This is a genomic window from Thermomonospora cellulosilytica (genome assembly GCF_014138835.1).
GTDB classification, from domain to species: domain Bacteria; phylum Actinomycetota; class Actinomycetes; order Streptosporangiales; family Streptosporangiaceae; genus Thermomonospora; species Thermomonospora amylolytica.
This window is the reverse complement of record NZ_JACJII010000001.1, coordinates 1,463,809-1,487,634: the sequence shown is the minus strand read 5'-3', so window position 1 is coordinate 1,487,634 and position 23,826 is coordinate 1,463,809. Positions and strand designations below refer to the sequence as shown.

The 23,826-nt window shown below is 73.1% G+C and carries 24 protein-coding genes and 1 riboswitch; of the genes, 10 read left to right on the top strand and 14 right to left on the bottom strand.

The genetic code is table 11. The annotated features are described in order from the left end of the window. Positions 1-59: 59 nt before the first annotated feature. A complete protein-coding gene (locus HNR21_RS07275) occupies positions 60-371 on the bottom strand; it encodes a helix-turn-helix transcriptional regulator (RefSeq protein WP_119726643.1) in 312 nt (103 codons plus the stop codon). A gap of 187 nt (positions 372-558) precedes the next feature. Here HNR21_RS07275 and HNR21_RS07270 point away from each other — a divergent pair, with 187 nt between their 5' ends. Next, positions 559-942: an STAS domain-containing protein gene (locus tag HNR21_RS07270; RefSeq protein WP_157995687.1), complete on the top strand. Its 384-nt coding sequence runs from the start codon at positions 559-561 to the stop codon at positions 940-942. Here HNR21_RS07270 and HNR21_RS07265 read toward each other — a convergent pair. Both HNR21_RS07265 and sigJ read right to left on the bottom strand, forming a co-directional pair. After that, on the bottom strand, positions 939-1,424 hold the full coding sequence (locus HNR21_RS07265; RefSeq protein WP_119726641.1) for a cupin domain-containing protein: 486 nt from the start codon (positions 1,422-1,424) through the stop codon (positions 939-941). The two genes, HNR21_RS07270 and HNR21_RS07265, sit on opposite strands and share 4 nt — an antisense overlap. 10 nt (positions 1,425-1,434) lie before the next feature. Next, the gene (gene sigJ / locus HNR21_RS07260) at positions 1,435-2,328 is read right to left on the bottom strand and encodes an RNA polymerase sigma factor SigJ (protein ID WP_119726640.1); all 894 of its coding nucleotides are present in this window, start codon (positions 2,326-2,328) and stop codon (positions 1,435-1,437) included. A 116-nt stretch (positions 2,329-2,444) separates the two neighbouring features. Here sigJ and HNR21_RS07255 point away from each other — a divergent pair, with 116 nt between their 5' ends. Beyond that, positions 2,445-3,674, top strand: a complete 1,230-nt coding sequence (locus HNR21_RS07255; protein ID WP_182704562.1) for an alpha/beta hydrolase family protein — start codon at positions 2,445-2,447, stop codon at positions 3,672-3,674. A 51-nt stretch (positions 3,675-3,725) separates the two neighbouring features. Here the strand turns inward: HNR21_RS07255 and HNR21_RS07250 are convergent, their stop codons facing one another. The 6 genes from HNR21_RS07250 to HNR21_RS07225 all read right to left on the bottom strand — a co-directional run bounded on the left by HNR21_RS07250 (position 3,726) and on the right by HNR21_RS07225 (position 9,331). Next, entirely contained in the window at positions 3,726-3,902 is a 177-nt protein-coding gene (locus HNR21_RS07250; protein WP_182704561.1) for a hypothetical protein, read from the bottom strand. 187 nt (positions 3,903-4,089) lie between these two features. Further along, the gene (locus tag HNR21_RS07245) at positions 4,090-5,286 is read right to left on the bottom strand and encodes a lipase family protein (protein WP_246442013.1); all 1,197 of its coding nucleotides are present in this window, start codon (positions 5,284-5,286) and stop codon (positions 4,090-4,092) included. A gap of 226 nt (positions 5,287-5,512) precedes the next feature. Beyond that, the gene (locus HNR21_RS07240) at positions 5,513-6,130 is read right to left on the bottom strand and encodes a TetR/AcrR family transcriptional regulator (RefSeq protein WP_182704559.1); all 618 of its coding nucleotides are present in this window, start codon (positions 6,128-6,130) and stop codon (positions 5,513-5,515) included. A 54-nt stretch (positions 6,131-6,184) separates the two neighbouring features. Next, positions 6,185-7,183, bottom strand: coding sequence for a hypothetical protein (locus HNR21_RS07235; protein WP_182704558.1), 999 nt, complete (start codon positions 7,181-7,183; stop codon positions 6,185-6,187). A 107-nt stretch (positions 7,184-7,290) separates the two neighbouring features. Further along, complete coding sequence (locus tag HNR21_RS07230) at positions 7,291-7,560, bottom strand: carboxymuconolactone decarboxylase family protein (RefSeq protein ID WP_246442011.1); 270 nt, start codon at positions 7,558-7,560, stop codon at positions 7,291-7,293. A gap of 151 nt (positions 7,561-7,711) precedes the next feature. Then, positions 7,712-9,331, bottom strand: coding sequence for a hypothetical protein (locus HNR21_RS07225; RefSeq protein ID WP_182704557.1), 1,620 nt, complete (start codon positions 9,329-9,331; stop codon positions 7,712-7,714). Positions 9,332-9,496: 165 nt separating this feature from the next. On the opposite strand from HNR21_RS07225, the gene purS reads away from it, so the two are divergent. The 4 genes from purS (at position 9,497) to purL (ending at position 14,445) form a co-directional block, all read left to right on the top strand. After that, a complete protein-coding gene (gene purS, locus HNR21_RS35055; protein WP_182704556.1) occupies positions 9,497-9,745 on the top strand; it encodes a phosphoribosylformylglycinamidine synthase subunit PurS in 249 nt (82 codons plus the stop codon). Positions 9,746-9,914: 169 nt separating this feature from the next. Next, a complete protein-coding gene (locus HNR21_RS07215; protein ID WP_119726632.1) occupies positions 9,915-10,355 on the top strand; it encodes an ATP-binding protein in 441 nt (146 codons plus the stop codon). Positions 10,356-10,442: 87 nt separating this feature from the next. Beyond that, the gene (gene purQ, locus HNR21_RS07210) at positions 10,443-11,135 is read left to right on the top strand and encodes a phosphoribosylformylglycinamidine synthase subunit PurQ (protein WP_182704555.1); all 693 of its coding nucleotides are present in this window, start codon (positions 10,443-10,445) and stop codon (positions 11,133-11,135) included. Positions 11,136-12,192: 1,057 nt separating this feature from the next. Further along, positions 12,193-14,445 carry a phosphoribosylformylglycinamidine synthase subunit PurL gene (gene purL, locus HNR21_RS07205; RefSeq protein WP_376766618.1) on the top strand — a complete coding sequence of 751 codons (2,253 nt, stop codon included), beginning with the start codon at positions 12,193-12,195 and terminating at the stop codon, positions 14,443-14,445. Positions 14,446-14,518: 73 nt separating this feature from the next. On the opposite strand, the gene HNR21_RS07200 is transcribed toward purL, so the two are convergent. Next, positions 14,519-14,998 carry a pyridoxamine 5'-phosphate oxidase family protein gene (locus tag HNR21_RS07200; RefSeq protein WP_182704554.1) on the bottom strand — a complete coding sequence of 160 codons (480 nt, stop codon included), beginning with the start codon at positions 14,996-14,998 and terminating at the stop codon, positions 14,519-14,521. Further along, on the bottom strand, positions 14,995-16,428 hold the full coding sequence (locus HNR21_RS07195) for an MFS transporter (protein ID WP_182704553.1): 1,434 nt from the start codon (positions 16,426-16,428) through the stop codon (positions 14,995-14,997). The genes HNR21_RS07200 and HNR21_RS07195 overlap by 4 nt, the downstream gene beginning before the upstream one ends. A gap of 97 nt (positions 16,429-16,525) precedes the next feature. Here HNR21_RS07195 and HNR21_RS07190 point away from each other — a divergent pair, with 97 nt between their 5' ends. Beyond that, on the top strand, positions 16,526-17,020 hold the full coding sequence (locus HNR21_RS07190; RefSeq protein ID WP_182704552.1) for a winged helix-turn-helix transcriptional regulator: 495 nt from the start codon (positions 16,526-16,528) through the stop codon (positions 17,018-17,020). Between the two features lie 75 nt (positions 17,021-17,095). Here the strand turns inward: HNR21_RS07190 and HNR21_RS07185 are convergent, their stop codons facing one another. Continuing rightward, positions 17,096-18,046, bottom strand: coding sequence for a coiled-coil domain-containing protein (locus tag HNR21_RS07185; RefSeq protein WP_182704551.1), 951 nt, complete (start codon positions 18,044-18,046; stop codon positions 17,096-17,098). Between the two features lie 3 nt (positions 18,047-18,049). Further along, a riboswitch (cyclic di-AMP (ydaO/yuaA leader) is annotated at positions 18,050-18,190 on the bottom strand. Between the two features lie 224 nt (positions 18,191-18,414). Further along, complete coding sequence (locus tag HNR21_RS07180) at positions 18,415-20,058, bottom strand: serine/threonine-protein kinase (RefSeq protein ID WP_182704550.1); 1,644 nt, start codon at positions 20,056-20,058, stop codon at positions 18,415-18,417. A gap of 152 nt (positions 20,059-20,210) precedes the next feature. On the opposite strand from HNR21_RS07180, the gene HNR21_RS07175 reads away from it, so the two are divergent. Continuing rightward, complete coding sequence (locus HNR21_RS07175; RefSeq protein ID WP_182704549.1) at positions 20,211-20,645, top strand: sterol carrier family protein; 435 nt, start codon at positions 20,211-20,213, stop codon at positions 20,643-20,645. A gap of 6 nt (positions 20,646-20,651) precedes the next feature. Here the strand turns inward: HNR21_RS07175 and HNR21_RS07170 are convergent, their stop codons facing one another. Next, positions 20,652-21,032 carry a DUF4190 domain-containing protein gene (locus HNR21_RS07170; RefSeq protein ID WP_182704548.1) on the bottom strand — a complete coding sequence of 127 codons (381 nt, stop codon included), beginning with the start codon at positions 21,030-21,032 and terminating at the stop codon, positions 20,652-20,654. A 202-nt stretch (positions 21,033-21,234) separates the two neighbouring features. Between HNR21_RS07170 and purF the strand changes: the two genes are divergently transcribed. Continuing rightward, positions 21,235-22,722 carry an amidophosphoribosyltransferase gene (gene purF / locus HNR21_RS07165; protein ID WP_182704547.1) on the top strand — a complete coding sequence of 496 codons (1,488 nt, stop codon included), beginning with the start codon at positions 21,235-21,237 and terminating at the stop codon, positions 22,720-22,722. Next, a complete protein-coding gene (gene purM, locus HNR21_RS07160; RefSeq protein ID WP_182704546.1) occupies positions 22,719-23,741 on the top strand; it encodes a phosphoribosylformylglycinamidine cyclo-ligase in 1,023 nt (340 codons plus the stop codon). Before purF ends, purM begins: the two co-directional genes overlap by 4 nt. The last annotated feature ends 85 nt before the right edge of the window (positions 23,742-23,826 follow it).

Sequence of the window (23,826 nt, the reverse complement as noted above, 5' to 3'; positions counted from 1 at the left end):
GTCCTCCCGTTCGGGGCGGCGTGACGCACGGCCCGTGCGACCGGAGCACCCCGGCGGGTTCAGTTGGAGGCGTAGGCGGAGTTGTCGGCGAACAGGGCGATGAGGTCCTGGACGTCGTGGTTGGCCTCGGTGGGGTGCCGGAAGGGCAGGTCGGCGTTGACCGTGTAGGTGTTGCGCCGCCCCACGCGGGTGCGGGTGAGGTAGCCCGCCTCCTCCAGGTCGTTGATGATCAGCTGGGCCGCCCGTTCGGTGATCCCGATCTGGTCGGCCACGTCGCGCATCCGGATGGTGGGGGACCGCGCGATGCAGATCAGCACCCGTGCGTGGTTGGTCAGGAAGGTCCACGACTTGTGGCCGCGCGCAGTCTCCATTCATTCACCTCACCGCTACACCGCCCTGGCCGGTCCCGGTCGCGGGCCCGTCGCGGCCGGGGTGGGGACCAGTGGCACGGCATCATCATACGACAAGAGATTGCCGAATAGCTTTTCGCGTAACACCTTTGGTCCATCCCCTCCCGCAGACCCGTTCCCGACGACAAAGGGTGTGCAGCCTGTGTTCGTGAAGCCGACCGCACCACAGCAGCCCCTTCTGTCGGACGCCGGCCTGCCGGCCGCCGCCGCGCCCGGCGGGCTGACGCTCGAGTCCTTCCGGAAGGGACCGTTCACCGTGGTGAAGATGGCCGGGCGGCTCCATGCGGGCGCCGCCGTCACCGCGGAGGCGGAGATCCTGTCCACGATCGTGATGGCCCCGCGGCCGCTGCGCCTGGTCCTGGACCTGACCGAGGTCACGTCCGTCGACTTCCACGGCAAGAGCCTGCTGACCAAGACCCGCTTCACCGTGCAGGCCGGCCGCGGCACCCTGCTCGTCGTCGCCCCCGACGACAGCCCCGTCCACAGGATCCCCCACCTGGACGTGGTCAGCACCCCGGTGCACCTGGGCTAGCCGCCGGTGAAGTAGCTGTCGTGCCGGACGAGGAACTCGGCGCGCTCCTCGTCGGTCATGGTCGCCAGCTCCGCGGCGCCCTCGAAGTAGCCCTCGCGGGGCGCGCCGGGTGTGAACAGCATCAGGAACGACACCGCCTCCTCCTCCGAGGCGTTGTGGAACGCGTGCAGTCCGCCGGCGGGAACGTGCATGAAGTCCCCTTCACCGGCGTCCACCCAGCGTTCCCCGTCGTAGATGCGCAGGGTCCCCGACAGGATGAAGAAGCCCTCCGAGATGGTCCGGTGGAAGTGGGTGGCGACCCCGAACGGCCCCGGGCCGGCGTCGACCCGGTAGAGCCCGTACTCCCCCCGGGTCGTCCGTGTGGTCGCCAGGTAGCGGAACGTCCCGACGGGGCTCTTCAGCTCCGGGGGCTGCGCCGCGGGCCGGTACAGGGCGCTGACCTCACCGGTGTCGCCGAAGTAGCGGGGTTCGGGATAAGACATCTGCGGCTCCTCAGTCTTCGATGGACAGGCTCTGCAGGGCGGTGAGCTTGTCGGGGTTGCGGACGACGTCCAGCGCGGTGATCCGCCCGGCGTCGACGGTGAACGCCACCACCGACAGCACTCCCTCCGCGTCCCGCAGCACCAGCCCCGGAGCGCCGTTGACCTCGACGATCCGGACCAGGCCGGGCGGGCGGGGGGTGACGGCGAGCAGCCGCCGGGCCACGTTCCGCGCACCGTGCTCGGCCCGCGGCAGCGCGCTGACCTTGCCGCCGCCGTCGCCGCGCCACACCACGTCCGGGTCGAGCAGCGTGACCAGCCGCTCCAGGTCCCCCTCGCCGCAGGCGGCGGCGAACGCGGCGACCAGCTCCCGCTGCTCGGCATGGGTCGGCGGGAACCGCGGCCGCCCCTCGGCCACATGCCGGCGCGCCCGCGAGGCCAGTTGCCGGACCGCCGCCGGGCTGCGCCCCACCACCTCCGCGACCTCGGTGAACGTCAGGCCGAACACGTCGTGCAGCAGGAACGCGGTCCGTTCCGCCGGGGTGAGCTGCTCCAGCACGACCAGCAGCGCCATGGTGACCGACTCGTCCAGCGTGACCCGCTCGGCCGGATCCCCGGTCCCCGGCTCCGCCACCAGCGGCTCGGGCAGCCAGGTCCCCACGTACCGTTCGCGCCGCACCCGGGCGCTGTCGAGCGCGTCCAGCGCCAGCCGCGCCACCGTCCGGGTCAGCCATCCCCGCAGGTCGCGGATCTCACCGGGGTCCTCCAGGCCGCGCAGCCGCAGCCACGCCTCCTGCACGCAGTCCTCGGCCTCGGCCAGCGACCCGGTGATCCCGTAGGCGACCCGCAGCAGGTGCCCCCGTTCGGCCTCGAACGCCTGCGCCAGCCGTTCCTCATGCTCGCTCACACCCTAGGGACGACGCAGGTCCCGGATATGTGACAGCGGTTCCCCCTGCGGTAGCGGGCGGGTGTTCGGCCCGGTGGGCGATGCGCGTCCGGCGGGCCGCCGCAGAGGGTTGCGGCATGACGCACAAGACACTCCGGCTGGCGGTTCCGATGGCGGTGGCCTGCGGGGCCGCCTTGGCCGTGACGCCGATCGCCACGGCACAGCAGCAGGACGACGCCGGACTGCGGGGGCGGCTCGTCGCCGTGGAGCACCAGCGGACGCTGACCGCCGAACAGGCCAGGCGGTGGCTGGCCGACGACACCTTCGACGGGTCGGCGGTGAAGTACGGCGTGGACACCTATCAGCTCGTCTACCGCACGGTGGACGCCCGGCGGCGGCCGACCGTCGCCTCAGGGCTGCTGGTCCTGCCGCGCAACGGGGAACGCAGGCTGCGGACGGTGTCGTACGCCCACGGCACCATGAGCCACCGGATGGACGCCCCGTCGGTCAGCACGGAGGCGTGGGCGCAGGGGCCGGCGGTCATCCACGCGGGTGCGGGCTTCGCGGCCGTGTCCCCCGACTACCTGGGGCTGGGGCTCGGGCCGGGGATCCACCCGTGGAAGCACGTGCCGTCGGAGACCACGGCCTCGGTGGACATGCTGCGCGCCGCGCGGGAGTTCACCGCGGGCAAGGGCCTCACCCTGGCACGGGACGTGCTGGTCACCGGCTTCTCCCAGGGGGCGTCGGCGGCCCTGGGGCTGGCGCGGGCGTTGCAGGAGGGCACCGACCCGTACTTCCGGGTCCGTGCGGTGGCGCCGATCGCCGGGGCCTACGACTTCCGTGGCGCCGAACTCCCGGCCCTGCTGGAGGGGCGCGTGGAGCCCAAGTCGGCCGTCGCCTACACCGCCTACCTGCTGACGTCGTGGAACCGCCTGTACGGCCTGTACGGGGCCCCGTCCGAGGTCTTCCGCGCCCCCTACGCCGACAGGGTCGAACGCTACTTCGACGGCACGACCCCCGGACAGGAGATGCTCCAGGGCCTTCCGGACAGCGTCGACCGGCTCCTCACCGAACGCGGCCTCGCCCTGCTCCGCACCCCCACCGGCACGTTCTCCCACGCCCTCGACGTGGACGCCGAAGCCTGCAAGACCTGGACTCCGCGCATCCCCGTACGCCTCTACCGGATCAGCGACGACGAGCAGGCCGTCACCGCCAACACCGACCACTGCCACGCCTGGCTCCGCGCCCGCAGCGTGCACGCCCCCATCGTCGATGTCGGCGAACGCACCTACTACGGCTCCCGCCACCTGGGCGCCAACGTGGCGGGCACCGCGCAGATCGTCCGCTGGTTCGGCACCCTGAGGTGAGCACGCGAACGGGGCGGGCCGCGATCACGCGGCCCGCCCCGCCGCAGGTCGTCAGCCGAGCGCCGCCAGGAGCCGCGCCCTCAGCTCGGGGCCGTTGGCGGCCCTGACCGTCAGGCTGCGGCCCTGGACGGCGATCCACACTCCGCCCCGGATGTCGGCGACGAAGCCGACAAGGGGGAACTCTGCGCGGAGCCTCCTGAGGTACTCCTCCTCGTCCAGCGGGCGCACCCGGCCTTCCTCGGTGCGCGCGTACGCGGGGGCGGCGTCCTCTCGTGGGTGCTCGGTCTCGAGCGACAGAGCAACGCCCGTGTCTTCCGGCGCAAGAGTGTCGGTACGCATACCGCCCCAATCCCCCTTATCGGCCGTTTCACTCACGGCGGGCGCCGTGGGTGATCTCTCATCGTCGGCGGCGGGATCAGCAGTTGCCCGAGGTCGGCCGGCCCGCGAAACGGTCCGCCAGGAAGGACGTGGCCTGCGGCAGGTAGGCCACCATGCCCGTCACGTGGGTGCCGATGGGGTCGGGCCGCCAGGTGAGGTTGGCGCCCAGCCGGCACCAGTCCTGACGCAGGGTCGCCGCCTGGCCGTAGGGGATGATGTTGTCGATCCGGCCCTGGTACTGCAGCACCGGGACGTCGGGCCGGACGGAGCCGAGCCTGTGCTCGTTCAGCCGGTTCCGCCAGACCTCGGTCTCCAGCGGGTTGGTCGTCACGTAGTCGGCGATGTCGTCGAACGCGGTGTCGATCAGGGTGGTGACGCCGTCGATGCTGGTCAGGCACACGTCCTGGGCCTTCTGCAGGAGCTGGCGGCCCCGGTCGTTGAGGTAGCCCTCCAGGTTCAGCTCCGGATAGGCGGCGTCGAACCCGACGGCGGCCATGAACGCGAACGCCAGCGCCATGTTGCCGTCCAGGTGGTCGGCGACCGCGATCAGGTCGGCGGGGACACCGCCGGCCGCCACGCCCTTGAGGTTGAGCTCGGGGGCGTAGGAGCCGGCGAGCTGCGCGGCCCAGCCGACGGAGGTGCCGCCCTGGGAGTAGCCCATCAGGCCCACCGGGGTCCGCGCGTTCAGGCCGGTGCCCTCCAGCTTCAGCGCGGCGCGGGCCATGTCGAGGACGGCGCGGCCCTGGACCTTGCCGACCTCGTAGGTGTGCATGCCGGGGGTGCCGAGGCCCTGCATGTCGGTGATGGCGACCGCCCAGCCCTGGCTGAGCGCGCTGGTGATGAACAGGCCCTCGTAGTCGGTGCCCTGGCTCATGGTGTACGAGGGGGCGCAGTCGTCGCCGAGGCCGCGGGTGCCCACGCCGTAGGACACCAGCGGACGGTCGCCCCCGCCGGTCCACGCCTTGGTCGGAACGAGCACGGTGCCGGTCACCGCGATCGGCTCACCGGTGCCCGACTGCGTCTGGTACATCACCTGCCAGGACTTGACGCCCGGGTACGGGGTCTTGATGATCGGCGCGAGGGTGAAGACCGACGACCGCGAACGGATGACGTCGCCGGGCCGCCCGTTCAGCGACGAGGGAGGCGTGTAGAAGGAGTCCTCCCCGGGGGTGGACGCGACCGCGGCCTGGGCCGGGGCGACGGCCACGGACGCCGCCGCCAGGACCGCGCTCATACAGGTGACCAGGACCGCGCGCGCCCCTCTCCGGGCACGTGATCGGGAACCGCCGGTGTGTCGACCGCTCGCCATGGGGTACGCCCTTTCGTTTCCTCTGGTGCCATGGCCTGGAAGCCACCAGCGACGGTAAGGAAACGTTTACGGACGTGCTACGGACGAGTGTGAGCGTTTGCACACCCGACTTATTGGATCGAGTTACAAAAACTCTGCGGTCAAGAGGGGATCAGCGGTCCTCCGTTCGCGGCCCCGTATAGCGCAGGGTCCGGGCGATCAGCTCCTTGGCCACCGCGACCTCCGCGGCGCGGTCCCGGTCCGGCTCGGCGTACCCGCGGGTGTGGAAGCCGTCGGTGATGACCACGACCCAGCGGGCGGCGACGTCCGGCGGGAGCCCGGGGTCGGCCAGTCCCTGGTCCCGCATCCGTTCGATGATGGCGGCGATCCCCCGGAACAGCCGCTGGTCGGCCTCGGCGACCAGCCGGGCCAGCTCGGGGTCGCGGTGCGCCTGCGCCAGGATCTCCACGATCAGCCCCGGCATCAGCGGGTGGGCGGCCTCGGCGGCGATCCGGTCCACCACCCGCATCAGCGCCGCCCACGGGTCCGGGTCGGCCAGCGCGGACTCCAGCGCCGCGTCCCACTCGTCCCGGTCCAGCTCGAACATCCCGTAGAAGATCGCCTGCTTGGACGGGAAGTAGTGGAACAGGTTGCCGGAGCTCATCCCGGCGGCCCGGCAGATCTCCGCGGTGGTCGTCTTGGCCAGCCCCTTGGTCGCGAACAGCACCACGGCGGCCTCGATGATCTGCCGCCGCCGCTGCCGGTGCCTTTCTGGGTCAACGGTGCGCATCGGGTGGGTCGTCGCCTCCTGTACGGCCGATGGTCCCCCCATCCTGGCCGCTCATCACCGGCGCCCGCACCAACTCGCCCTCCGCCTCGCCGCCCCGGCCCGGCCCGGAACCTCGCCCGGCCACGGCGTTCCGGTCCGCATCGTCATCCCGCTTCGCCTTGCGGCCCGGTCCGCCCCGGCGTCCCGTCCGGCCTCGGTGTCCCGCCCGCGCCGTCTCCTGACCTCCTCGACCGCGACCCCGATCGCGATGAGGATCGGGACCCAGTACTTGGCGGTCGCCAGGACGGCTCGCATCCAGCCGGGCAGCGCGACGTCCGGCAGGTCGGGCAGCGGGATGTCCGGCCAGGGGATCGACGGCAGGTTCACCTCGGGCAACGGAACGTCGGGCGCGTCGATGTCCGGCAGCCGCTCCAGGATCCACCCGATGATCCGGCCGAGCAGCATGTCGAAGAGCATCGCGACGCCCAGCAGTCCGCCGACGACCTTGGCCGTCGCCAGCACCACGTGCCGCGAGGCCCACAGCTTCGGATGCCCCCGCTCGAACGCCAGCAGCCGCCCCGCGAACGTCCCCGGCGGCGGCTCGAACCGGTGCCGCTCCGCCGCCGCGAACCCCACCAGCTTGGCCAGCCCCTCCGGCAGCTCGTCCAGCACCTCCGCAGGCACGCCGCCCCGCCGATCGCCGCCTTCCGCTCTCCGGCCGCGCTCACCACGCTCGCCGTCGCCGTCCTCGGCGCTCCCGGCGCTCCCGGCGCTCCCGGTGTCCCCGGGAACGGCCCTGGGCACGAGGAGGAACGCCTGGGCGAGCCTGCCCGGGGCGACGGCGACGGCCAGGACCGTCGGCGGCTTGGGCGCGTCCTCGCCCTCGGCCGGCCCGGTGCGTTCCGGCCGTGGCAGCGGCAGCATCACGCGGCCGATGCCGCCGCCCTCGGCGATCTCCCGGCCGTCGCGGTAGAGGGTCACCACGGTGCGCACCCCCGCCCGCCGGGCGGCCAGTTCGAGAACTTCCCCGTTCCAGTTGAGCCGGTGACGGTCCGGCCCGCTCCCCGTGTCCATGCGCTCATTATTAGACCGAGCACTCGGTTTATACAACACCGCGCACCGGGCCGGAAATGTCCGCCCAGGTCGGGCGGGGGTGAGGGAAGGGAGGGGTGGCCGTCCGGTCAGCGGCGGGCGTCGGGCTGGATGCGGAGGGCGGTGATGACCGTGGCCAGCATCTCGTAGTGGGCGGCCAGCATGCAGAACTCGACGCACTCCGGCTCGGTCAGGTGGCGGCGCAGGTCCGCCCAGGCGGCGTCGTCGAGGTCCCGGTCGTGGTGCAGGCGGTCGACGGCGGCCAGCAGAGCGCGCCGGCGGGGCGTCCAGCCCTCCGCGCCGGGACCGAGGCGGACCCGATCGATGTCGGCGGGGCCGAGACCGGCGCGGCGGGCCAAGCGTACGTGGTGGTCCCACTCGTAGGTAGCGGGAGTCCCGCAGGTGCGCGACGCGCAGGATGACCAGCTCACCGTCCCGGCGCGGCAGCCCGCCGCCCGGCCAGCGAAGGCATGCGCCGCGTCACCATGGCCCGGGACGCCAACACGCCGATCAGTCGCGCGACAGCGCCCGCGTCGCGCCCGCCGCGACGGTCAGGCCCAGGATCAGGCCCGCGACGACGATGAAGTTGGCGATCCACTGGTAGACGCCCTGCGGGCTGAAGTACGGCTCCTGGCCCAGCGTCCCGATCGGCAGCAGCAGGTCCAGCGTGTAGAAGAACGCGTTGAACGAGGGCTTCTGCTCGGCCTCCAGCTGCGGCGGCCGGTGCAGGGAGAACACGACGGTCCCGAACGCCAGCAGCCCGGCCAGCCAGCTCGCCGCACGGAACGGCCGGTACCCGTACCCGACCAGGACGTCCTGCGCCCAGCCCACCATCTTGCGCGGCGGGCTCTGCGTCTTGCGCCGGTCCCGGGCCTTGGCCAGCAGCACGGTACGGCCCTCGGCGTCCAGCCCCAGCGAACGGTAGGTCTGCGCCAGCCGCTCGTAGGGCTGGGGCTGGTAGCCGTCGGTGTCCCGGCGGATCCAGCCCAGCCGTTCCTTGGCGCTCAGCGGCGGGTCCAGGGTCTCGTAGGACAGCCCGTCGAGCTGGTAGCGGGTGGCCCAGGTCGCCGGATCGTCGTGCAGGACGTTGATCCTGGCGAACGACAGGTCGCAGATGCCGTTGATCCGCTCGGCGGGCCGGAGCATGACCTCCTCGGCCTGCAGCCGCTGCAGGCTCAGCGCCACCCCCTGCTCGTTGGCCAGCTTGGCGCCGCGCAGGCTGAGCTGCCCGGTGATGCGGGCACCGGCGAAGCTCACCGCGCCCTCGGCGGTGAACCCGTCCGAGCAGTACACGTCGGTCTCCACCGCCAGGTCGTCGGCGTTCAGCGCGGTCCGCCCCGGATGCGACAGCTTCGCGCCGACCAGCGACAGGTAGCCGCCGACCTTGGCGCCGCGCAGCCGCACCTCGCCGGTGGCGGCGAACCCGCCGTCGCAGAACACGTTGGCCGCCACGTCCAGCCGACTGGCGTACAGCGCCGCGCCGGCCGGGTTGTGCAGCGTGGCCTGCCGGAAGATCAGCTGCCCGCCCACGGTCGCGCCGGGCAGCCGCACCTCGCCGTGCGCGGTGAAGCCCTTGTCGCAGTACACGTTGGCGTCCACGGTGAGCCGGTCGGCCAGCAGCGCGTCGCCCTGCGGGTTGATCAGGTGCACGCCGGACATGTTGAGGATGCCGCTGATGTGCGCGCCGTCCAGCCACAGCCCGCCGGTGATGCCGCTGCCCTCCAGCCACAGGTGGCCGTCGATCCGGGCGCCGGACGCCACCAGGCCGGGGATCTGGCAGCCCATCAGGTGGACGCTGTTCATGCTGGCCCAGTAAAGGTGCGGGGCCTCGTCGAAATAGCAGCCGTTCAGCGCCAGCGGCACCGTCACCTCGGCGTGCCCGAGATTCAGCGCCCCGATGATGCGCGCCCCCGACAGCCGTATCGCGGCGATCTGGCCGGGGGCGGACTCGATCTGGCCGACCAGCAGGGCCAGCAGCACCTCGGCGCGGATCATCCGTTCCGGCCCCCACCGGTCCCCGTGGGCCGGGCTGTCCAGCGTCGGGTCGCCGGTGCCCAGATCGACGGACTCGCCTGCCGCGAACGCCTCCCACAGGGCGCGTTCGGGCGGAGTGAGGTCCTCGACGTTCATCGGCGACTCCAAAGACAGGGGTTCACGGCCGAATGTATAGCGCTCCGCACCGACATGCGGGGGCGCGGCGGGGCGGCCGTGGCGGGGCGCGCGCGGACGGCCCTGACCTGTGCCGTACGCTTGGGCCGCGGTACGGACAGCACGTCATCAGTTAAGGGGGCGGCCGTGGCACGCGTCGTGGTCGACGTCATGCTCAAGCCGGAGATCCTGGATCCGCAGGGACAGGCCATCGCCCGCAAACTGCCGCAGATGGGTTTCACCGGCGTCACGGGCGTGCGCCAGGGCAAGCGTTTCGAACTGGAACTCGACGGCCCCGCCGACGAGGCCGCCCTGGAGAAGGTGCACAAGATCGCCGAAACCCTGCTGGCGAACCCGGTCATCGAGAACTTCGAAGTGCGCGTGCTGGGCGAGTGAACGACGCGTCCCGGCCCGCGATGGCGAATTCGTATATGACTCACCGGTTTCCCCGCAGCCGACGCCGACAGTTCACCGAAAGTCCTGTGGGTGCGGCGGTTACAGGCTTCCGGGCGGGGGAAGTTCTTCCCACGTCGAAGATTTCGCAGCCAAGAGGTGGCCGGTGAACATGAGGTTCTCGCTCGCGCTGCCGCGCGAGTCGCTGAGCGTCCGGGTGCTGCGCCGGGTGCTCGGCGACGCACTGCGCGGCCTGGGCGTGGCCGAGGACTGCATCGGGGACATCCTGGTCGCCGCCTCCGAGGCCTGCACCAACGTGATCCAGCACTCCCGGACCCCGCTGGACTACGAGGTCTGGGCCCGGGTCGAGGACGGGATGTGCGTGCTCACCGTGGCCGACCACGGACGCGGGCTGAGCGGCGAGCCCCCGGAGGCCGGGGAGCAGGCCGAGTCCGGCCGGGGCATCAAGATCATGCGGGCGCTGGTGGACGACGTGACGTTCGACACCCACCCCGGCCAGGGCACCACCGTCCGCCTCAGCAAGCGCCTGACCTGGAAGGACGAGGCCCTGATGCGGCGCCTGGCGGGCGACCTCGTGCACAGCGCCAGGTAGATTGGAGCCCTGCGGGGGGGCATGACATGCCGGTGGCCGCCGGTGCCCGTACCGCACCCGCTACTCGGCTCCGGAGGATCCGCAACCATGAACGCTGCCCGGGTGGGGGTCATCACCTTCCCTGGTTCCCTCGACGATCGCGACGCCGCCCGCGCCGTCCGGCTGGCGGGCGCCGAGCCCGTGTCGCTCTGGCACGCCGACCACGACCTGCGGGGCGTGGACGCGGTGATCCTGCCCGGCGGGTTCTCCTACGGCGACTACCTGCGGGCCGGGGCGCTGTCCCGGTTCGCGCCGCTGATGGACGAGCTGATCCCGGCCGCCCGCGCCGGGCTGCCGGTGCTGGGCATTTGCAACGGCTTCCAGGTGCTGTGCGAGGCGCACCTGCTGCCGGGCGCGCTGCTGCCCAACGCCGGCCTGCACTTCGTGTGCCGTGACCAGCGGCTGCGCATCGACAACGCCGGCACCGCCTGGACCTCCGAGTACTCCGAGGGCCAGGAGATCGTCATCCCCGTCAAGAACCGCGACGGCCGCTACGTCGCCGATGAGGAGACCCTGGCGGAACTGGAGTCCAGTGGCCGCGTCGTCGCCCGCTACCTGGACCTGAACCCCAACGGCTCGCTCAACGACATCGCCGGGATCTGCAACGAGGCCGGCAACGTGGTCGGCCTCATGCCGCATCCCGAGCACGCCGTGGAGTCCCTGACCGGCCCGTCCACCGATGGGCTCGGCTTCTTCACCTCGATCGTCAAGGCCGGGCTGGGCCAGGTGGGCGTCGGCTGACCGCGCCGCCCGCTCCACCCACCCCACGGCCCGAGGCGAACGGAGAGAACCCATGACCGAGCACACCCCCGACACCGGCGGAGTGTCGGACGATCCGTCCGACGGCCCCACCGCGGAGTGGTTCGCGGAACTGGCCGCCGACGATCCCGAGCACGACCCGTTCGCCCGTCCGGCGGACCCCGCACCGCCCGAGCCCCCGGCCGCGGACGCCCCCGGGGAGCCCACCGGCGCCGACGAGCACCCGCCGGTCGTCCCCCCGGTCATCACCGGCTCCGACGCCCCCTCGGAGGCCGCCCCGCACGGCGCCCCCGCCGAGCCCGACAGCGGACCCGGCACGGAACCCCAGCCGCCCATCGGCGGGGAACCCTTCGCGACTCCGGACGCCCCGGCACCGCACGGCGGACCCGCCACCGAGCCCCAGCCGCCCATCGCCGGACAGCCCCACGGCCTTCCCGCCGAGCCCGACAACGGGCCTAGCACCGGACCGCAGCCGCCCGTCGCCGGGGAGCCCTTCGCCGCACCGGGCGAGCCCGTGCCGCACGGCGGCCCCGCCTACGGCGCTCCCGCCGAGCCCGACAACGGGCCTAGCACCGGACCGCAGCCGCCTGTCGGTGGAGAGCCCTTCGCCGCACCGGGCGAGCCCGTGCCGCACGGCGGCCCCGCCTACGGCGTCCCCGCCGAGCCCGACAACGGGCCTGGCACGGGGCCGCAGCCGCCTGTGGGCGAGGAGCACTTTGCCGGGCCTGGCACCGGGCCGCAGCCCGTCGTGCCCGCTGAAGGCGAAAGCACCGGGCCGCAGCCCGCGGTCGGGGAGGAGCAGCCGGGTTCCGATGTGACCGGGACCGGGCCGCAGCCCACGGTGGAGGTGCATCCGGATCTGGCGGCGCTCGTCGCGCTCGGGCGGCCCGACGCGCAGGACGAGGACGGCACGCCTCCGGCGGGGACGCCCGTTCCGGGCGTGGACGAGGAGCCCGAGGTCCGGGAGGACGGGTCGTTCGCCGGGGCGCCGGTGGCGCACCACTCGCATGACGCGGAGGGCGAGCGCGCGCCCGGCGTGGTGGTCGAGTCGATGCCGGTGGACTCGGTGGCCGTGGCGGAGCGGACGCCCGACCAGCGGCAGCCGTACGTCGAGCTGGGCATGAACGACGAGGAGTACCGGCGGGTCCGGCAGATCCTCGGGCGGCGGCCGACCTCGGCGGAGCTGGCGATCTACTCGGTGATGTGGAGCGAGCACTGCTCGTACAAGAGCAGCAAGGTCCACCTGCGGCAGTTCGGGGAGAAGGCCCCCAAGACCGACGCGCTGCTGGTCGGCATGGGCGAGAACGCCGGCGTGGTCGACGTGGGGCGCCGCCTGGCGGTGACGTTCAAGGTCGAGTCGCACAACCACCCGTCGTACGTGGAGCCCTACCAGGGCGCGGCGACCGGGGTGGGCGGCATCGTCCGCGACATCCTGTCGATGGGGGCGCGGCCGATCGCGGTGATGGACTCGCTGCGGTTCGGCCCCGCCGAGGCCCCCGACACCCAGCGGGTGCTGCCCGGCGTGGTGGCCGGGATCAGCGGCTACGGCAACTCCCTCGGCCTGCCCAACATCGGCGGGGAGACCGTCTTCGACCCCTGCTACGAGAAGAACCCGCTGGTCAACGCGCTGTGCATCGGGGTGATGCGGCACGAGGACATCAAGCGGGCCACCGCGCCCGGCCCGGGCAACAAGGTGATCCTGTTCGGCGCCACCACCGGCCCGGACGGGATCGGCGGGGCCTCGGTGCTGGCGTCGGCGACGTTCGACGAGGAGTCGCAGGCCAAGCGGCCCAGCGTGCAGGTCGGCGACCCGTTCATGGAGAAGCTGCTCATCGAGTGCTGCATGGAGCTGTACCGCGAGGACCTCGTGGTCGGCATCCAGGACCTCGGGGCGGCGGGCGTGTCCTGCGCGACGACGGAGCTGGCGGCGGCCGGCACCGGCGGGATGCACGTGGTGCTGGACGCGGTGCCGCTGCGCGACGAGACGCTGCGGCCCGAAGAGATCCTGATGAGCGAGTCGCAGGAACGCATGATGGCCGTGGTGGAGCCCGCCAAGGTCGACCGGTTCCTGGAGATCTGCGCGAAGTGGGAGATCCCGGCGACGGTGATCGGCGAGGTCACCGACACCGGGCGGCTGGTGATGACCTGGCGCGGCGAGGTGATCGTCGACATCCCGCCGGGCACCGCCGCCGACGAGGGCCCCGTCTACGAGCGGCCGTACGAGCCGCCCGCGGACCTGGCCGCGCTGCAGGCCGACACCCCCGGCCGGCTGGCCCGCCCCGCCAACGCCGACGACCTGCGCAACACGGTGCTGTGGCTGGCGGCGTCCCCCAACCTGTCCAGCAAGACGTGGGTGACCTCGCAGTACGACCGGTACGTGCTGGGCAACACGGTGCTGGCGATGCCGGAGGACGCCGGGGTGCTGCGGCTGGACGACGAGACCGGCCTGGGCGTGGCGCTGTCGCTGGACGGCAACGGCCGCTACACCCGCCTGGACCCGTACTCCGGCGCCCAGCTCGCCCTGTCGGAGGCGTACCGGAACGTGGCCGCGACCGGCGCCCGCCCGCTGGCGGTCACCAACTGCCTCAACTTCGGGTCCCCGGAGGACCCGGGGGTGATGTGGCAGTTCGCGCAGGCCACCAAGGGTCTGGCGGACGCCTGCCAGGCGCTGGGCGTGCCGGTCACCGGCGGCAACGTCAGCTTCTACAACCAGACCGACGACAAGCCGATCAACCCGACCCCCGTGGTGGGCGTGCTGGGCGTGCACGACGACGTCCGGCGCCGGGTGAGCATGGCGTTCCCGGCCGAGGGCCACATGCTGGTGCTGCTCGGCGAGACCCGGGAGGAGTTCGGCGGGTCGGAGTGGGCGCACGTGGTGTACGGGCACCTGGGCGGGCTGCCGCCGCTGGTGGACCTGCCCGCCGAGCGGGCGCTGGCCGCGGTGATGGTGACCGCCGCCCACGAGGGCCTGCTGTCGGGTGCGCACGACCTGTCCGACGGCGGCCTGTCGCAGGCGCTGGTGGAGTCCTGCCTGCGCGGCGGGCTCGGCGTGCGGGTGACCCTGCCGGGCGACCCGTTCGTCGCGCTGTTCAGCGAGTCGGTGGCGCGCGCGGTGGTCGCGGTGCGGCCGGGCTCGGAGGCCCGTCTCGGCCAGCTCTGCGAGGCCGCCGGGGTCCCGGCCACCCAGCTCGGCGTGGTCGGCGGCGACTCGTTCACCGTCGAGGGCCTGTTCTCCATCCCGCTGCACGAGCTGCGCGAGGCGCACGAGCGGCTGCTGCCCAGCTACGCCTGACGAACACGCCGGACGGCCCCGCGAGGCGATCCTCGCGGGGCCGTTCCGTGTTCGGGCGATCCTCCCGCCGCGGTCAGTCGGCCCGCCAGATCTTGCCCTGCAGGTCGGCGCCCCGGATGACCTGGACGCGCCAGGGCTCCAGGCGCAGGACGTGCAGTTCGGGATCGGAGGGGCCGCCGCGCCAGAAACGGCCGGGGTCGTAGCCTGCCCCCGGCGGGCTGGTCCTGACGTACAGGTTCCACACGTGCCGTTTGGTCTCCAGGTCGTCGACCCATTCGGCGACCGTGTCGACGCTGACGGCGTTCTGCCGGGGCGACCAGTAGGAGAACGCGGCGTGCGGGTTCCCGGCGAGGTGGGCGGCCTTGACCGGGGTCTTGTAGGTGGCCAGCCAGCCCAGCGGCCGCCCGTCCACGATCTCCCAGACCGGGATCAGCACCCGGGCGCGCGGCCTGCCCTTGCCGTCGACGGTCGTCATCGTGGCGTACACGATGTCGCCGATGTAGGTCTCGAACTGCTCGCGGATCTCGTCGAACGAGCGCACCTTCACGGTCATCGGACCACCTCCGGGTCGGGTACGGCCACCGGGGCCACGACCGGCGCGGGCGCCGGGCGGGTACGCAGGCCGAACGCGGTGATGACGGCCGCGAGCACGGCGGCGGCCAGCGGGACGACGAGCGCCGCGCGGATCGCCTCCAGCGCCGTCCCGGAGCCGAGCGCCGCGACGTTGACGGCGGTGACGGCCGACAGTCCCAGCGCGGTGCCGAACTGGATCGCCGTGTAGAGCAGCCCGCTGGCCAGCCCGTGCTCCTCCTCGGGCACGCCCTCCACGGCGGCCATCGTCAGCGGCCCGTACGCCAGCGAGAACGCCAGCCCGAGCACGATCAGGGACGGCAGCATCGCCGCGTACGTCCAGTCGGCACCCACCGGCAGGAACAGCGCGTAGGCGACCGCCGCCAGCACCAGCCCGCCGAACAGCACCCGGACGTTGCCGTACCGGTTGACCAGCCGGGGCGTCAGCGTCGGCGCGAGCACCGTGTCGATGGCGATCACCAGCATCGCCAGGCCGGTCTCCAGCGTGCTCCACCCCCGCACCTCCTGCAGGTACAGGGTGAGCAGGAACTGGAACCCGCCGAACGCCCCGATGAACAGCAGCGCCGCCGCGTTCGTCCGCACCAGCGTCCCCGACCGCAGGATGCCCGGCCGCACCAGGGGGTCGGCGGCGCGCCGTTCGATCAGCACGAACGCCGCCAGCAGCGCCAGCCCGGCGGCCAGCACCGCGGCCGTCAGCCCCGGGCCCCGCGACGGGTGCTCCAGCCGGACCACCCCGTACACCAGCAGCAGCATCGCCCCGGTGATGGCGAACGCGCCGGGCAGGTCGAAGCCGCCCTGCCGTTCCCCGGCGGCGTCGGTGTCCTTCACCAGCGGGATCGCGGCGGCCAGGATCACCGCCGACATGATGACGGGCGCGAAGAACACCCACCGCCAGCCCAGCGAGGCCAGCAGTCCCCCGGCGACCAGCCCCAGCGAGAACCCGCCCGCGGCCGTTCCCGCGTAGACCCCCAGCGCCCGGGTCCGCAGCGGCCCCTCTGGGAACGCGCCGGTGAGCAGCGCCAGCCCGGCCGGCGCCATGAACGCCGCCGCCACCCCGGTGACGAACCGGGCGACCAGCAGCATCCAGCCCTCGGTCGCCAGCCCGCCCAGCCCGGAGAACAGGCAGAAGACCGTCAGCCACAGCAGGAACATCCGCCGCCGCCCCAGCAGGTCGGCGGCCCGGCCGCCGAGCAGCATGAACCCGCCGTAGCCGAGCACGTAGGCGCTGACCAGGCCGCTGAGCATCCCGGTGGACAGCCCCAGGTCGGCCCGGATCGACGGCAGCGCCACGTTCAACATCGCGACGTCGATCCCCTCCAGGAAGATCGCGCCGCACAGCACGAACAGCACGCCCCAGGCCCGCCCGTCCATCCGGGCGTCCGTCGTGGACATCGGCCCACTCCTCTCCGCACACGGAACCGGCCGGTATCGGAACATGGGGCCGGTTCCTTCTTGTAACCGACAGCATCGTCAGTCACCATGAGGAGTCATGGAAGAAGGCACTTCGAAGTCCCCTGGTAACTGCTGTGGTACCGGCCCCGACCAGGAGGCCTTCCAGTGGGACACCCGTGAGGACTGCGAGGTCCGGCAGATCCTCGACCGGATCGCCGACAAGTGGTCGCTGCTGGTGATCGCCCTGCTGGACCGGCGTTCCCTGCGCTTCACCGAGCTGCGCCGCAAGATCGACGGGATCAGCCAGCGGATGCTCACCCGCACCCTCCGCCAGCTCGAACGCGACGGCCTGATCAGCCGCACCGTCCACCCCACCGTCCCGCCCCGGGTCGACTACGAGCTGACGCCCCTCGGCCGCACCCTGCACGCCACCATCCAGGCCCTGGTCACCTGGACCGAGGAGCACCAGAACGAGATCGCCGCCGCCCGCGCCGCCTACGACGCCCGCGAGGCCGCCGAACGGGAGGCCCAGCGCCGCGAGGCCGCCGAACGCGACGCCATCGCCCACCAGGCCCTGGCCGCCCTCCGCTGACCTTCCGCGCCGCGGAACGCGAAACGCCCCGGCCGGGCGAACCCGGCCGGGGCGTCGAAGACCAGCGGCTAGTGCTCAGAACACCGAGATGTGCACGTGGTCGTAGTGGTTCTGGGTGATGGAGCCGCGGTCGGACATGGTCTTCCAGCCGGGGCTGCGCAGGTCGTAGATCCGCTGCTTCCAGATGATGTACTTGATGCCCAGCCGCGAGGCGTTGTTGATGGCGTACTGGGCGACCGCGTCGCCGTGGGCCAGCCGGTCCGACGAGGGCATCCGGCCCGCGGTGCTCTCCATGAAGTCGCAGGCGCGCCCGGACCCGTGGTCCAGGGGGTCGCCGGGGCGGGTGCAGCCGATCATCGGGAAGGGGCCCAGCTCGGCCTCGATCTCGTTCTTGACCTTGATCATCCGGGGGGTCATCCCGCCCGCGCCGACCAGCGGGGACTCCGGCTTGTACTTCTTCAGCAGTTGCTTGACCCGCTCGCGCTGCTTGGAGATCTCCTCGATGTCGTTCTCCAGCTTCTTGATCTTGGCCTCGGCCTCCCTGCGGGCCTGGTCCTGCCGGCCGACCAGAACGGCGATCTCCCGGACCTTGGCGGCCTTCTGCTCGGACAGATGGCGGGCCAGCGAGGCGTTGCTGAGCAGCCGGTTGGGGTCGTCGCTGGCCAGGATCTGCACCGTCATGTCGACGCCGTTGCTCATGTACTGGGTGGCCGCCATCTCGGCCACCACCCGCCGCGCCTCCTCCAGGTCCTTGCCGAGGACCTGGGCCTTCTTCAGCGCGTTGTTGGCGTCGCGCCGGGCGTCGCGCAGCTGCTCGAGGTTGCCCCCGTACTCCTTCTCGAGCTTCTGCATCTCCCTGGTGAGCTGGCGGACCTTGGCCGCGCCCCCCGGCTCCGCGGCCATCGCCCCCGGCGAGGTGGAGGACGTCAGCAGGAACGCCCCGGCCGCCGCGGCGAGCGCCAGGGCCGTGCGCCGGAGTCCGCGCCGCGGCGCACGGGTGCCACGAGTGGAGTCAGGGGTCTCCACGTGCTCTCCTCTCTTGTTCGCCTACCGGGTTAGCTGACGGGTTCGGACCGGGAGGTCGGCCCTGTCGCGGCCGGACGGGCCGTGAGTTCACCCCGGATCTACGTTGGGTCCCCGGTTCCCGCGGCGGGCTGGCACCGCGGGATTAGGCTGCCGGCGTCCCTACGGCATGCCGACGGCCGGACGCCGCGGGCGTTCGGCCGGTGAGCGAACCGTATGACACCGAAGTGCACTTCGCCAAGATTAAACCCCTTGCGCAGCGGCAGTCGCTATGACCTCGATGACCGCTTATCGACCTGTGCTCTCACCTGTGGCCGGGCCATCCTACGTGAGAACGTTCACACCCCGCCCCGCGGCGGTGACGGCCCGTGTCAGCCCTTGGTCAGGTCCGCCCGGTAGCTGAGCGTGGTGCCGGTCCGGGCCCAGGCGTACTCCAGACGGCCGTTCGGCTTGCGGGTCACCACCACGTCCCCGGGGGTGACGGTCTTGCAGGGCGGCTGCGGCCTGAGCGTCATCTCCAGCCGGCTGCCGGTGCCGCGGGTCAGGGTGAGGGTGCACTGGCAGCCGCGCGGGTAGACGGCCCGCGCAACGGTCTCGCCCGCCTGGAAGGTGACCCGGATCTGGAACGACGCCCCCCGCCTGGAGTTGACCGCGGTGCCGCTCCAGGTCCCGGCGAACGCCTCGGGGATGCTGCTGACCGGCCGGTTGTCGGCGGCCTGCTGGGACGTCCCGGAGGCGCCGCCCGCCGGGCTGGAGTCGCGCAGCTGCGGCCACAGCACCAGGGCGATGATCACGATGCCCGCCAGCACCCCGACGGCCAGCGAGATCAGCACGCCGAGCGGCCGGTTGGCGCCCCCGCGACGCGGCGGCGCGGCGCTCGCCGGGGGGACCGGGGGCACCGGAGGGTACGCCGCCGTCGGGTCGGCGGCGGCCGGCTGCTGCCACGGGATCAGCGGCGGCTGCCCCGGCCGGTCGTCCGGACCCGGACCGCCGGGCTCGCCGGACGGGAACACCGGCGCGCCCAGCACGGCGGTCTCCCCCGGCCGGGGCGGCTGGGGCGGCGCGTACGGAGGGTCGGCGACCGTGGGCGGCGCGGGCTCCTCGGCGGCGGGCAGGGGCGGCGGGGCGGGCCGCGGCGGGCGTTCGGCGGCCAGCGACCGGGCCTCGGTGACCAGTGGCTCGGGCACGGTGGCGACGGACGGGCTCTCCTGCCCCAGCAGGCGGTCCAGCAACTGCCGGGCGGTCGGGCGGCGGGCCGGGTCCTTGGCCATCGCCTCCCGCACGATCCCGCGCAGCGGCTCCGGCAGCGGCGAGTAGTCCGGCTCGTCGTACAGGATCCGCTGGATCACCGCCTGCACCGTGTCGTCGCCGAACGGCATCCGCCCCGACGCGGCGAACAGCATCGTCGAGCCCCAGGCGAACACGTCGGCGGCCGGGCCCGCCTCGGTCCCGCTGAGCTGCTCCGGGGCCATGTAGGCGGGCGTGCCCGGCACCCCGCCCGCCAGGGTGAGCCCGCTGAGGTCCATGGCCCGGGCGATGCCGAAGTCGATCACCCGGGGGCCGTCGCTGCCGAGCAGCACGTTGGCGGGCTTGAAGTCGCGGTGCACCACCCCGGCCCGGTGGATGGCGGTCAGCGCGGTGGCCGTCCCGATCGCCAGCCGTTCCAGCGCGCTGGCCCCGCGCGGGCCCTCGGCGGCGACCAGGCCCTGCAGCGAGGGGCCCTCGACGTACTCGCTGACGATGTACGGGCGGTCCCCGGCCACGTCGGCGTCCAGCACCGCCGCGGTGCAGAACGTGGCGATCTGCTTGGCCACCTCCAGCTCGCGGATGAACCGGGAGCGCGCCAGCGGATCGGTGCTCAGGGTGGCGTGCAGGAGCTTGATCGCCACCTGCTCGCCGCCGGGGCCGCGGCCCAGCAGGACCACGCCCTGCCCGCCCTCGCCGAGCCGGCCGACGATCTGGTACTCGCCGAGCCGTTCGGGATCGGTGGGTTCTAGCGGCCGGGCCTGGGGCATCGGCAACCTCCGTGCGTTTCCTGGGCCACGCCGCGCCGCGCGGGCGTGCCCTGTCCGGCTGGCCCAGGGTGCCAGCGACCGTCCCTTTTTACCGCCTGGGCGGTGGTTCGCGGTGCAGAGCCGGGCAGGAGGTACCGGTACGGTCGGTGTCGATGGCCCGTGCACCGCTCACCCTCACCGTGCTGAACGAGCAGCTCGCCGCGCTGGGACGGCCCCCGTACGAGGGGCCCGACGAGCCCGCGGCGCTGCGTCTGGCCGCCCTCGACGCCGTGCTGGCCGCCCTGGACGCCGGGGCCGAGCCGGGGCGTCCCCTGCTGCGGGCGGCCGTCCGCGTCACCCTGGACCGCCTCGCCGAGGCCGCCCCCGGCCGTGCGGTGGAGGTGCGGGTCCCGCCGTTCGCCGCCGTCCAGTGCATGGAGGGGCCGCGGCACACCCGCGGGACGCCGCCGAACGTCGTGGAGATGGACGCCGTGACCTGGCTCGAGCTGGCGACCGGCCGCGTCACCTGGGACGAGGCGGTGCACGCCCGCCGGATCACCGCCGGCGGCCCCCGCGCCGACCTGTCCGCGCTCGTCCCACTGAAGTGACCCGCGTCAGGGCGTCGTGCCGGGGGTCGCGCCCGTCCGGGCGAACGGGAACTCGCGCTCGATGCAGCGCTCCCGGTCCGCGTCGGTCGGGTAGCGGTCCGGGTCGGCGCACTCGGCGGCCTGGCTGAGCAGCCAGAACAGCCCCGCCGCGCCCACCACCAGGGTCACCAGGCAGGAGACGATCCCGGCGGCCGCGGTCCCCCGGCCGGTGTGCCGGGACGCCGCCACGAACCCCAGCACCAGCCCGACCAGCGCCAGCACCATCCCCAGCCCGCACAGCAGCAGCGCGGGCAGGCCGATCAGCCCGAGCACGAGCGACGCCGTGGCCATGCCGCTGCGCTGCTCCCGTACAGGGGTGTAGTGGCGCTGGTAGCCGGGCACGGTCATGCGGAACCTCCAGGGGAGCTGCGACGCGCGCGTGCGTTAGACCAGGTTCCCGGCCGGAGCCCCGATGACTCCGCCCCGCCGGGCAAAGGTCGCTGCCGGGCTCGGCAAACAGCGGTTCGGCGGGTCGCGCGCCGCCGTGTCATGCGCCACCGTGGCCGCCGCACGACCAGAGCAGCCGAATCGGGCATCTAGACTGGCCAGCGTGTCTCTTGGTGACGGCCGACTGAGCCACGACCTCGATCCCACCGACCGCGCTCCCCAGGACGCCTGCGGCGTCTTCGGGGTCTGGGTCCCCTCCGACGAGGCGACCCGGGCGGAGGTGAGCAAGCTCACCTACTACGGGCTGTACGCCCTCCAGCACCGGGGGCAGGAGTCGGCGGGCATCGCCGTCAGCGACGGTTCCCGCATCGTCGTCTTCAAGGACATGGGCCTGGTCGCCCAGGTCTTCGACGAGTCGGTGCTGAACACGCTGCAGGGCCACATCTCGGTCGGGCACTGCCGCTACTCCACCACCGGCTCCCCCACCTGGGAGAACGCCCAGCCGACGTTCCGCTCCACCAAGGCGGGCGGGCTGGCCCTCACCCACAACGGCAACCTGATCAACACCCCGGAGCTGGCCGCGAAGCTGAACGCGGCGGAGCTGACCGGGACCTCCGACACCGAGGTGCTGACGGCCCTGCTGGCCGGGCACGAGAGCGGGGCGTTCGCCGCCGCCCGGGAGATCCTGCCGGCGGTGCGCGGGGCGTACTCACTGGTCTTCATGGACGAGCACACCCTGTACGCGGCGCGCGACCCGCAGGGCATCCGGCCGCTGGTGCTGGGCCGGCTGCCGATCGCCGGGCACGCCGGGCACGGCGGCGAGATCCGCCAGGGCTGGGCGGTGGCCTCCGAGACCGCGGCGCTGGACATCGTGGGCGCCCAGTTCGTCCGGGAGATCGAGCCCGGCGAGATGATCGCCATCGACGAGGGCGGGCTGCGCGTCCAGCGGTTCGCCGAGGCGCGGCCCAAGGGCTGCCTGTTCGAGTACGTGTACCTGGCCCGTCCCGACACCACCATCGCCGGTCGCAACGTGCAGGCCACCCGGGTCGAGGTGGGGCGGCTGCTGGCGCGCGAGCACCCGGCCGAGGCCGACATGGTCATCCCGACGCCCGAGTCGGGCACCCCGGCCGCCATCGGGTACGCCGAGGAGTCCGGCATCCCCTACGGCCAGGGCCTGGTGAAGAACTCCTACGTCGGCCGGACGTTCATCCAGCCGTCGCAGACCATCCGCCAGCGCGGCATCCGGCTCAAGCTGAACCCGCTGCGCGAGGCGATCAAGGGCAAGCGGCTGATCGTGGTGGACGACTCGATCGTGCGCGGCAACACCCAGCGCGCCATCGTGTCCATGCTCCGCGAGGCCGGCGCCGCCGAGGTGCACGTCCGCATCTCCAGCCCGCCGGTGGCCTGGCCGTGCTTCTACGGCATCGACTTCGCCACCCGCGCCGAGCTGATCGCCGGGAACCTGAACGTCGAGGAGATCCGCGCCTCGCTGGGCGCCGACTCGCTCGGCTTCATCTCGCTGGACGCGCTGATCTCCGCCACCCGGATCCCCAAGGACCGGCTGTGCCGGGCCTGCTTCGACGGCGAGTACCCGATCCCCGTCCAGGAGGACTCGCGCGGCAAGTACCTGCTCGAAGGGGCCGGCAAGTGACCTCCTACCAGGACGCCGGGGTCGACATCGCCGCCGGGGAGCGCGCGGTCGAGCTGATGAGGGCGCGGGTCGCCAGGGCCCGCCGGCCCGAGGTGGTCGACGACGCCAGCGGCTTCGCCGGGCTGTTCGACGCCTCGGCGCTGCTGCGCTACCGCCGCCCGCTGCTGGCGACCTCCACCGACGGGGTCGGCACCAAGGTGGACCTGGCCCGCCGTCTCGGCGTCTACGACACCGTCGGCCACGACCTGGTCGGCATGGTGGTGGACGACCTGGCGGTGTGCGGGGCCGAGCCGCTGTTCATGACCGACTACATCGCCTGCGGCAAGGTGGTCCCCGAACGGATCGCCGACATCGTGGGCGGCATCGCCGAGGCGTGCGCCCTGGCGGGCTGCGCGCTGGTGGGCGGCGAGACCGCCGAGCACCCGGGCCTGCTGGAGCCCGACGAGTTCGACATCGCGGGCGCCGCCACCGGGGTCGTCGAGGCCGACGAGATGCTGGGCCCCGACCGGGTCCGCCCCGGCGACGCGATCGTGGCGCTGGCCTCCTCCGGCATCCACTCCAACGGCTACTCCCTGGTCCGGCACGTGCTGCGCAACAGCGACCTGACCCTGGAGTCCCGCCCCGCCGAGCTGGACCGCACCCTGGGCGAGGAACTGCTGACCCCCACCCGCATCTACGCCCGGGACTGCCTGGCCCTGGCCAGGGCCGGCGGCGTCCGGGCGTTCGCCCACATCACCGGCGGCGGCCTGGCCGCCAACCTGGCCCGCTCCCTGCCCGCCACGGTCGACGCCCGCCTGGACCGCTCGTCGTGGACCCCGCCGCCGATCTTCACCCTCCTGCAGGAGCACGGCGGCATCCCCCAGCCGGAGATGGACAGGACCTTCAACCTCGGCGTGGGCATGGTCGCCGTCGTCGCCCCCGACGCCGCCGACGCCGCCCTCCGCCTCCTGGCCTCCCGCGACGTCCCCGCCTGGATCCTCGGCGAGACCACCGAGGGCACCGGCGCTTGTCACTTGTAGGGGGGCGACCCCCTACGACCCCCGCGCGCGGATCCGGGCATCCTCGCCGACCCCGGCTCCGCTCGCCTGGGGGCTCGGCTCCGCC

Bases quoted from the DNA above. Each gene is read 5' to 3' on its own strand.
- HNR21_RS07240 (WP_182704559.1), bottom strand. From the start codon at position 6,130: ATGCGCACCGTTGACCCAGAAAGGCACCGGCAGCGGCGGCGGCAGATC.
- HNR21_RS07245 (WP_246442013.1), bottom strand. From the start codon at position 5,286: ATGAGCGCGGTCCTGGCGGCGGCGTCCGTGGCCGTCGCCCCGGCCCAG.
- HNR21_RS07180 (WP_182704550.1), bottom strand. From the start codon at position 20,058: ATGCCCCAGGCCCGGCCGCTAGAACCCACCGATCCCGAACGGCTCGGC.
- HNR21_RS07275 (WP_119726643.1), bottom strand. From the start codon at position 371: ATGGAGACTGCGCGCGGCCACAAGTCGTGGACCTTCCTGACCAACCAC.
- HNR21_RS07170 (WP_182704548.1), bottom strand. From the start codon at position 21,032: ATGACCGTGCCCGGCTACCAGCGCCACTACACCCCTGTACGGGAGCAG.
- HNR21_RS07190 (WP_182704552.1), top strand. From the start codon at position 16,526: ATGGAAGAAGGCACTTCGAAGTCCCCTGGTAACTGCTGTGGTACCGGC.
- HNR21_RS07215 (WP_119726632.1), top strand. From the start codon at position 9,915: ATGAGGTTCTCGCTCGCGCTGCCGCGCGAGTCGCTGAGCGTCCGGGTG.
- HNR21_RS07265 (WP_119726641.1), bottom strand. From the start codon at position 1,424: ATGTCTTATCCCGAACCCCGCTACTTCGGCGACACCGGTGAGGTCAGC.
- purQ (WP_182704555.1), top strand. From the start codon at position 10,443: ATGAACGCTGCCCGGGTGGGGGTCATCACCTTCCCTGGTTCCCTCGAC.
- HNR21_RS07235 (WP_182704558.1), bottom strand. From the start codon at position 7,183: ATGGACACGGGGAGCGGGCCGGACCGTCACCGGCTCAACTGGAACGGG.
- HNR21_RS07255 (WP_182704562.1), top strand. From the start codon at position 2,445: ATGACGCACAAGACACTCCGGCTGGCGGTTCCGATGGCGGTGGCCTGC.
- HNR21_RS07175 (WP_182704549.1), top strand. From the start codon at position 20,211: ATGGCCCGTGCACCGCTCACCCTCACCGTGCTGAACGAGCAGCTCGCC.
- HNR21_RS07225 (WP_182704557.1), bottom strand. From the start codon at position 9,331: ATGAACGTCGAGGACCTCACTCCGCCCGAACGCGCCCTGTGGGAGGCG.
- HNR21_RS07200 (WP_182704554.1), bottom strand. From the start codon at position 14,998: ATGACCGTGAAGGTGCGCTCGTTCGACGAGATCCGCGAGCAGTTCGAG.
- HNR21_RS07195 (WP_182704553.1), bottom strand. From the start codon at position 16,428: ATGTCCACGACGGACGCCCGGATGGACGGGCGGGCCTGGGGCGTGCTG.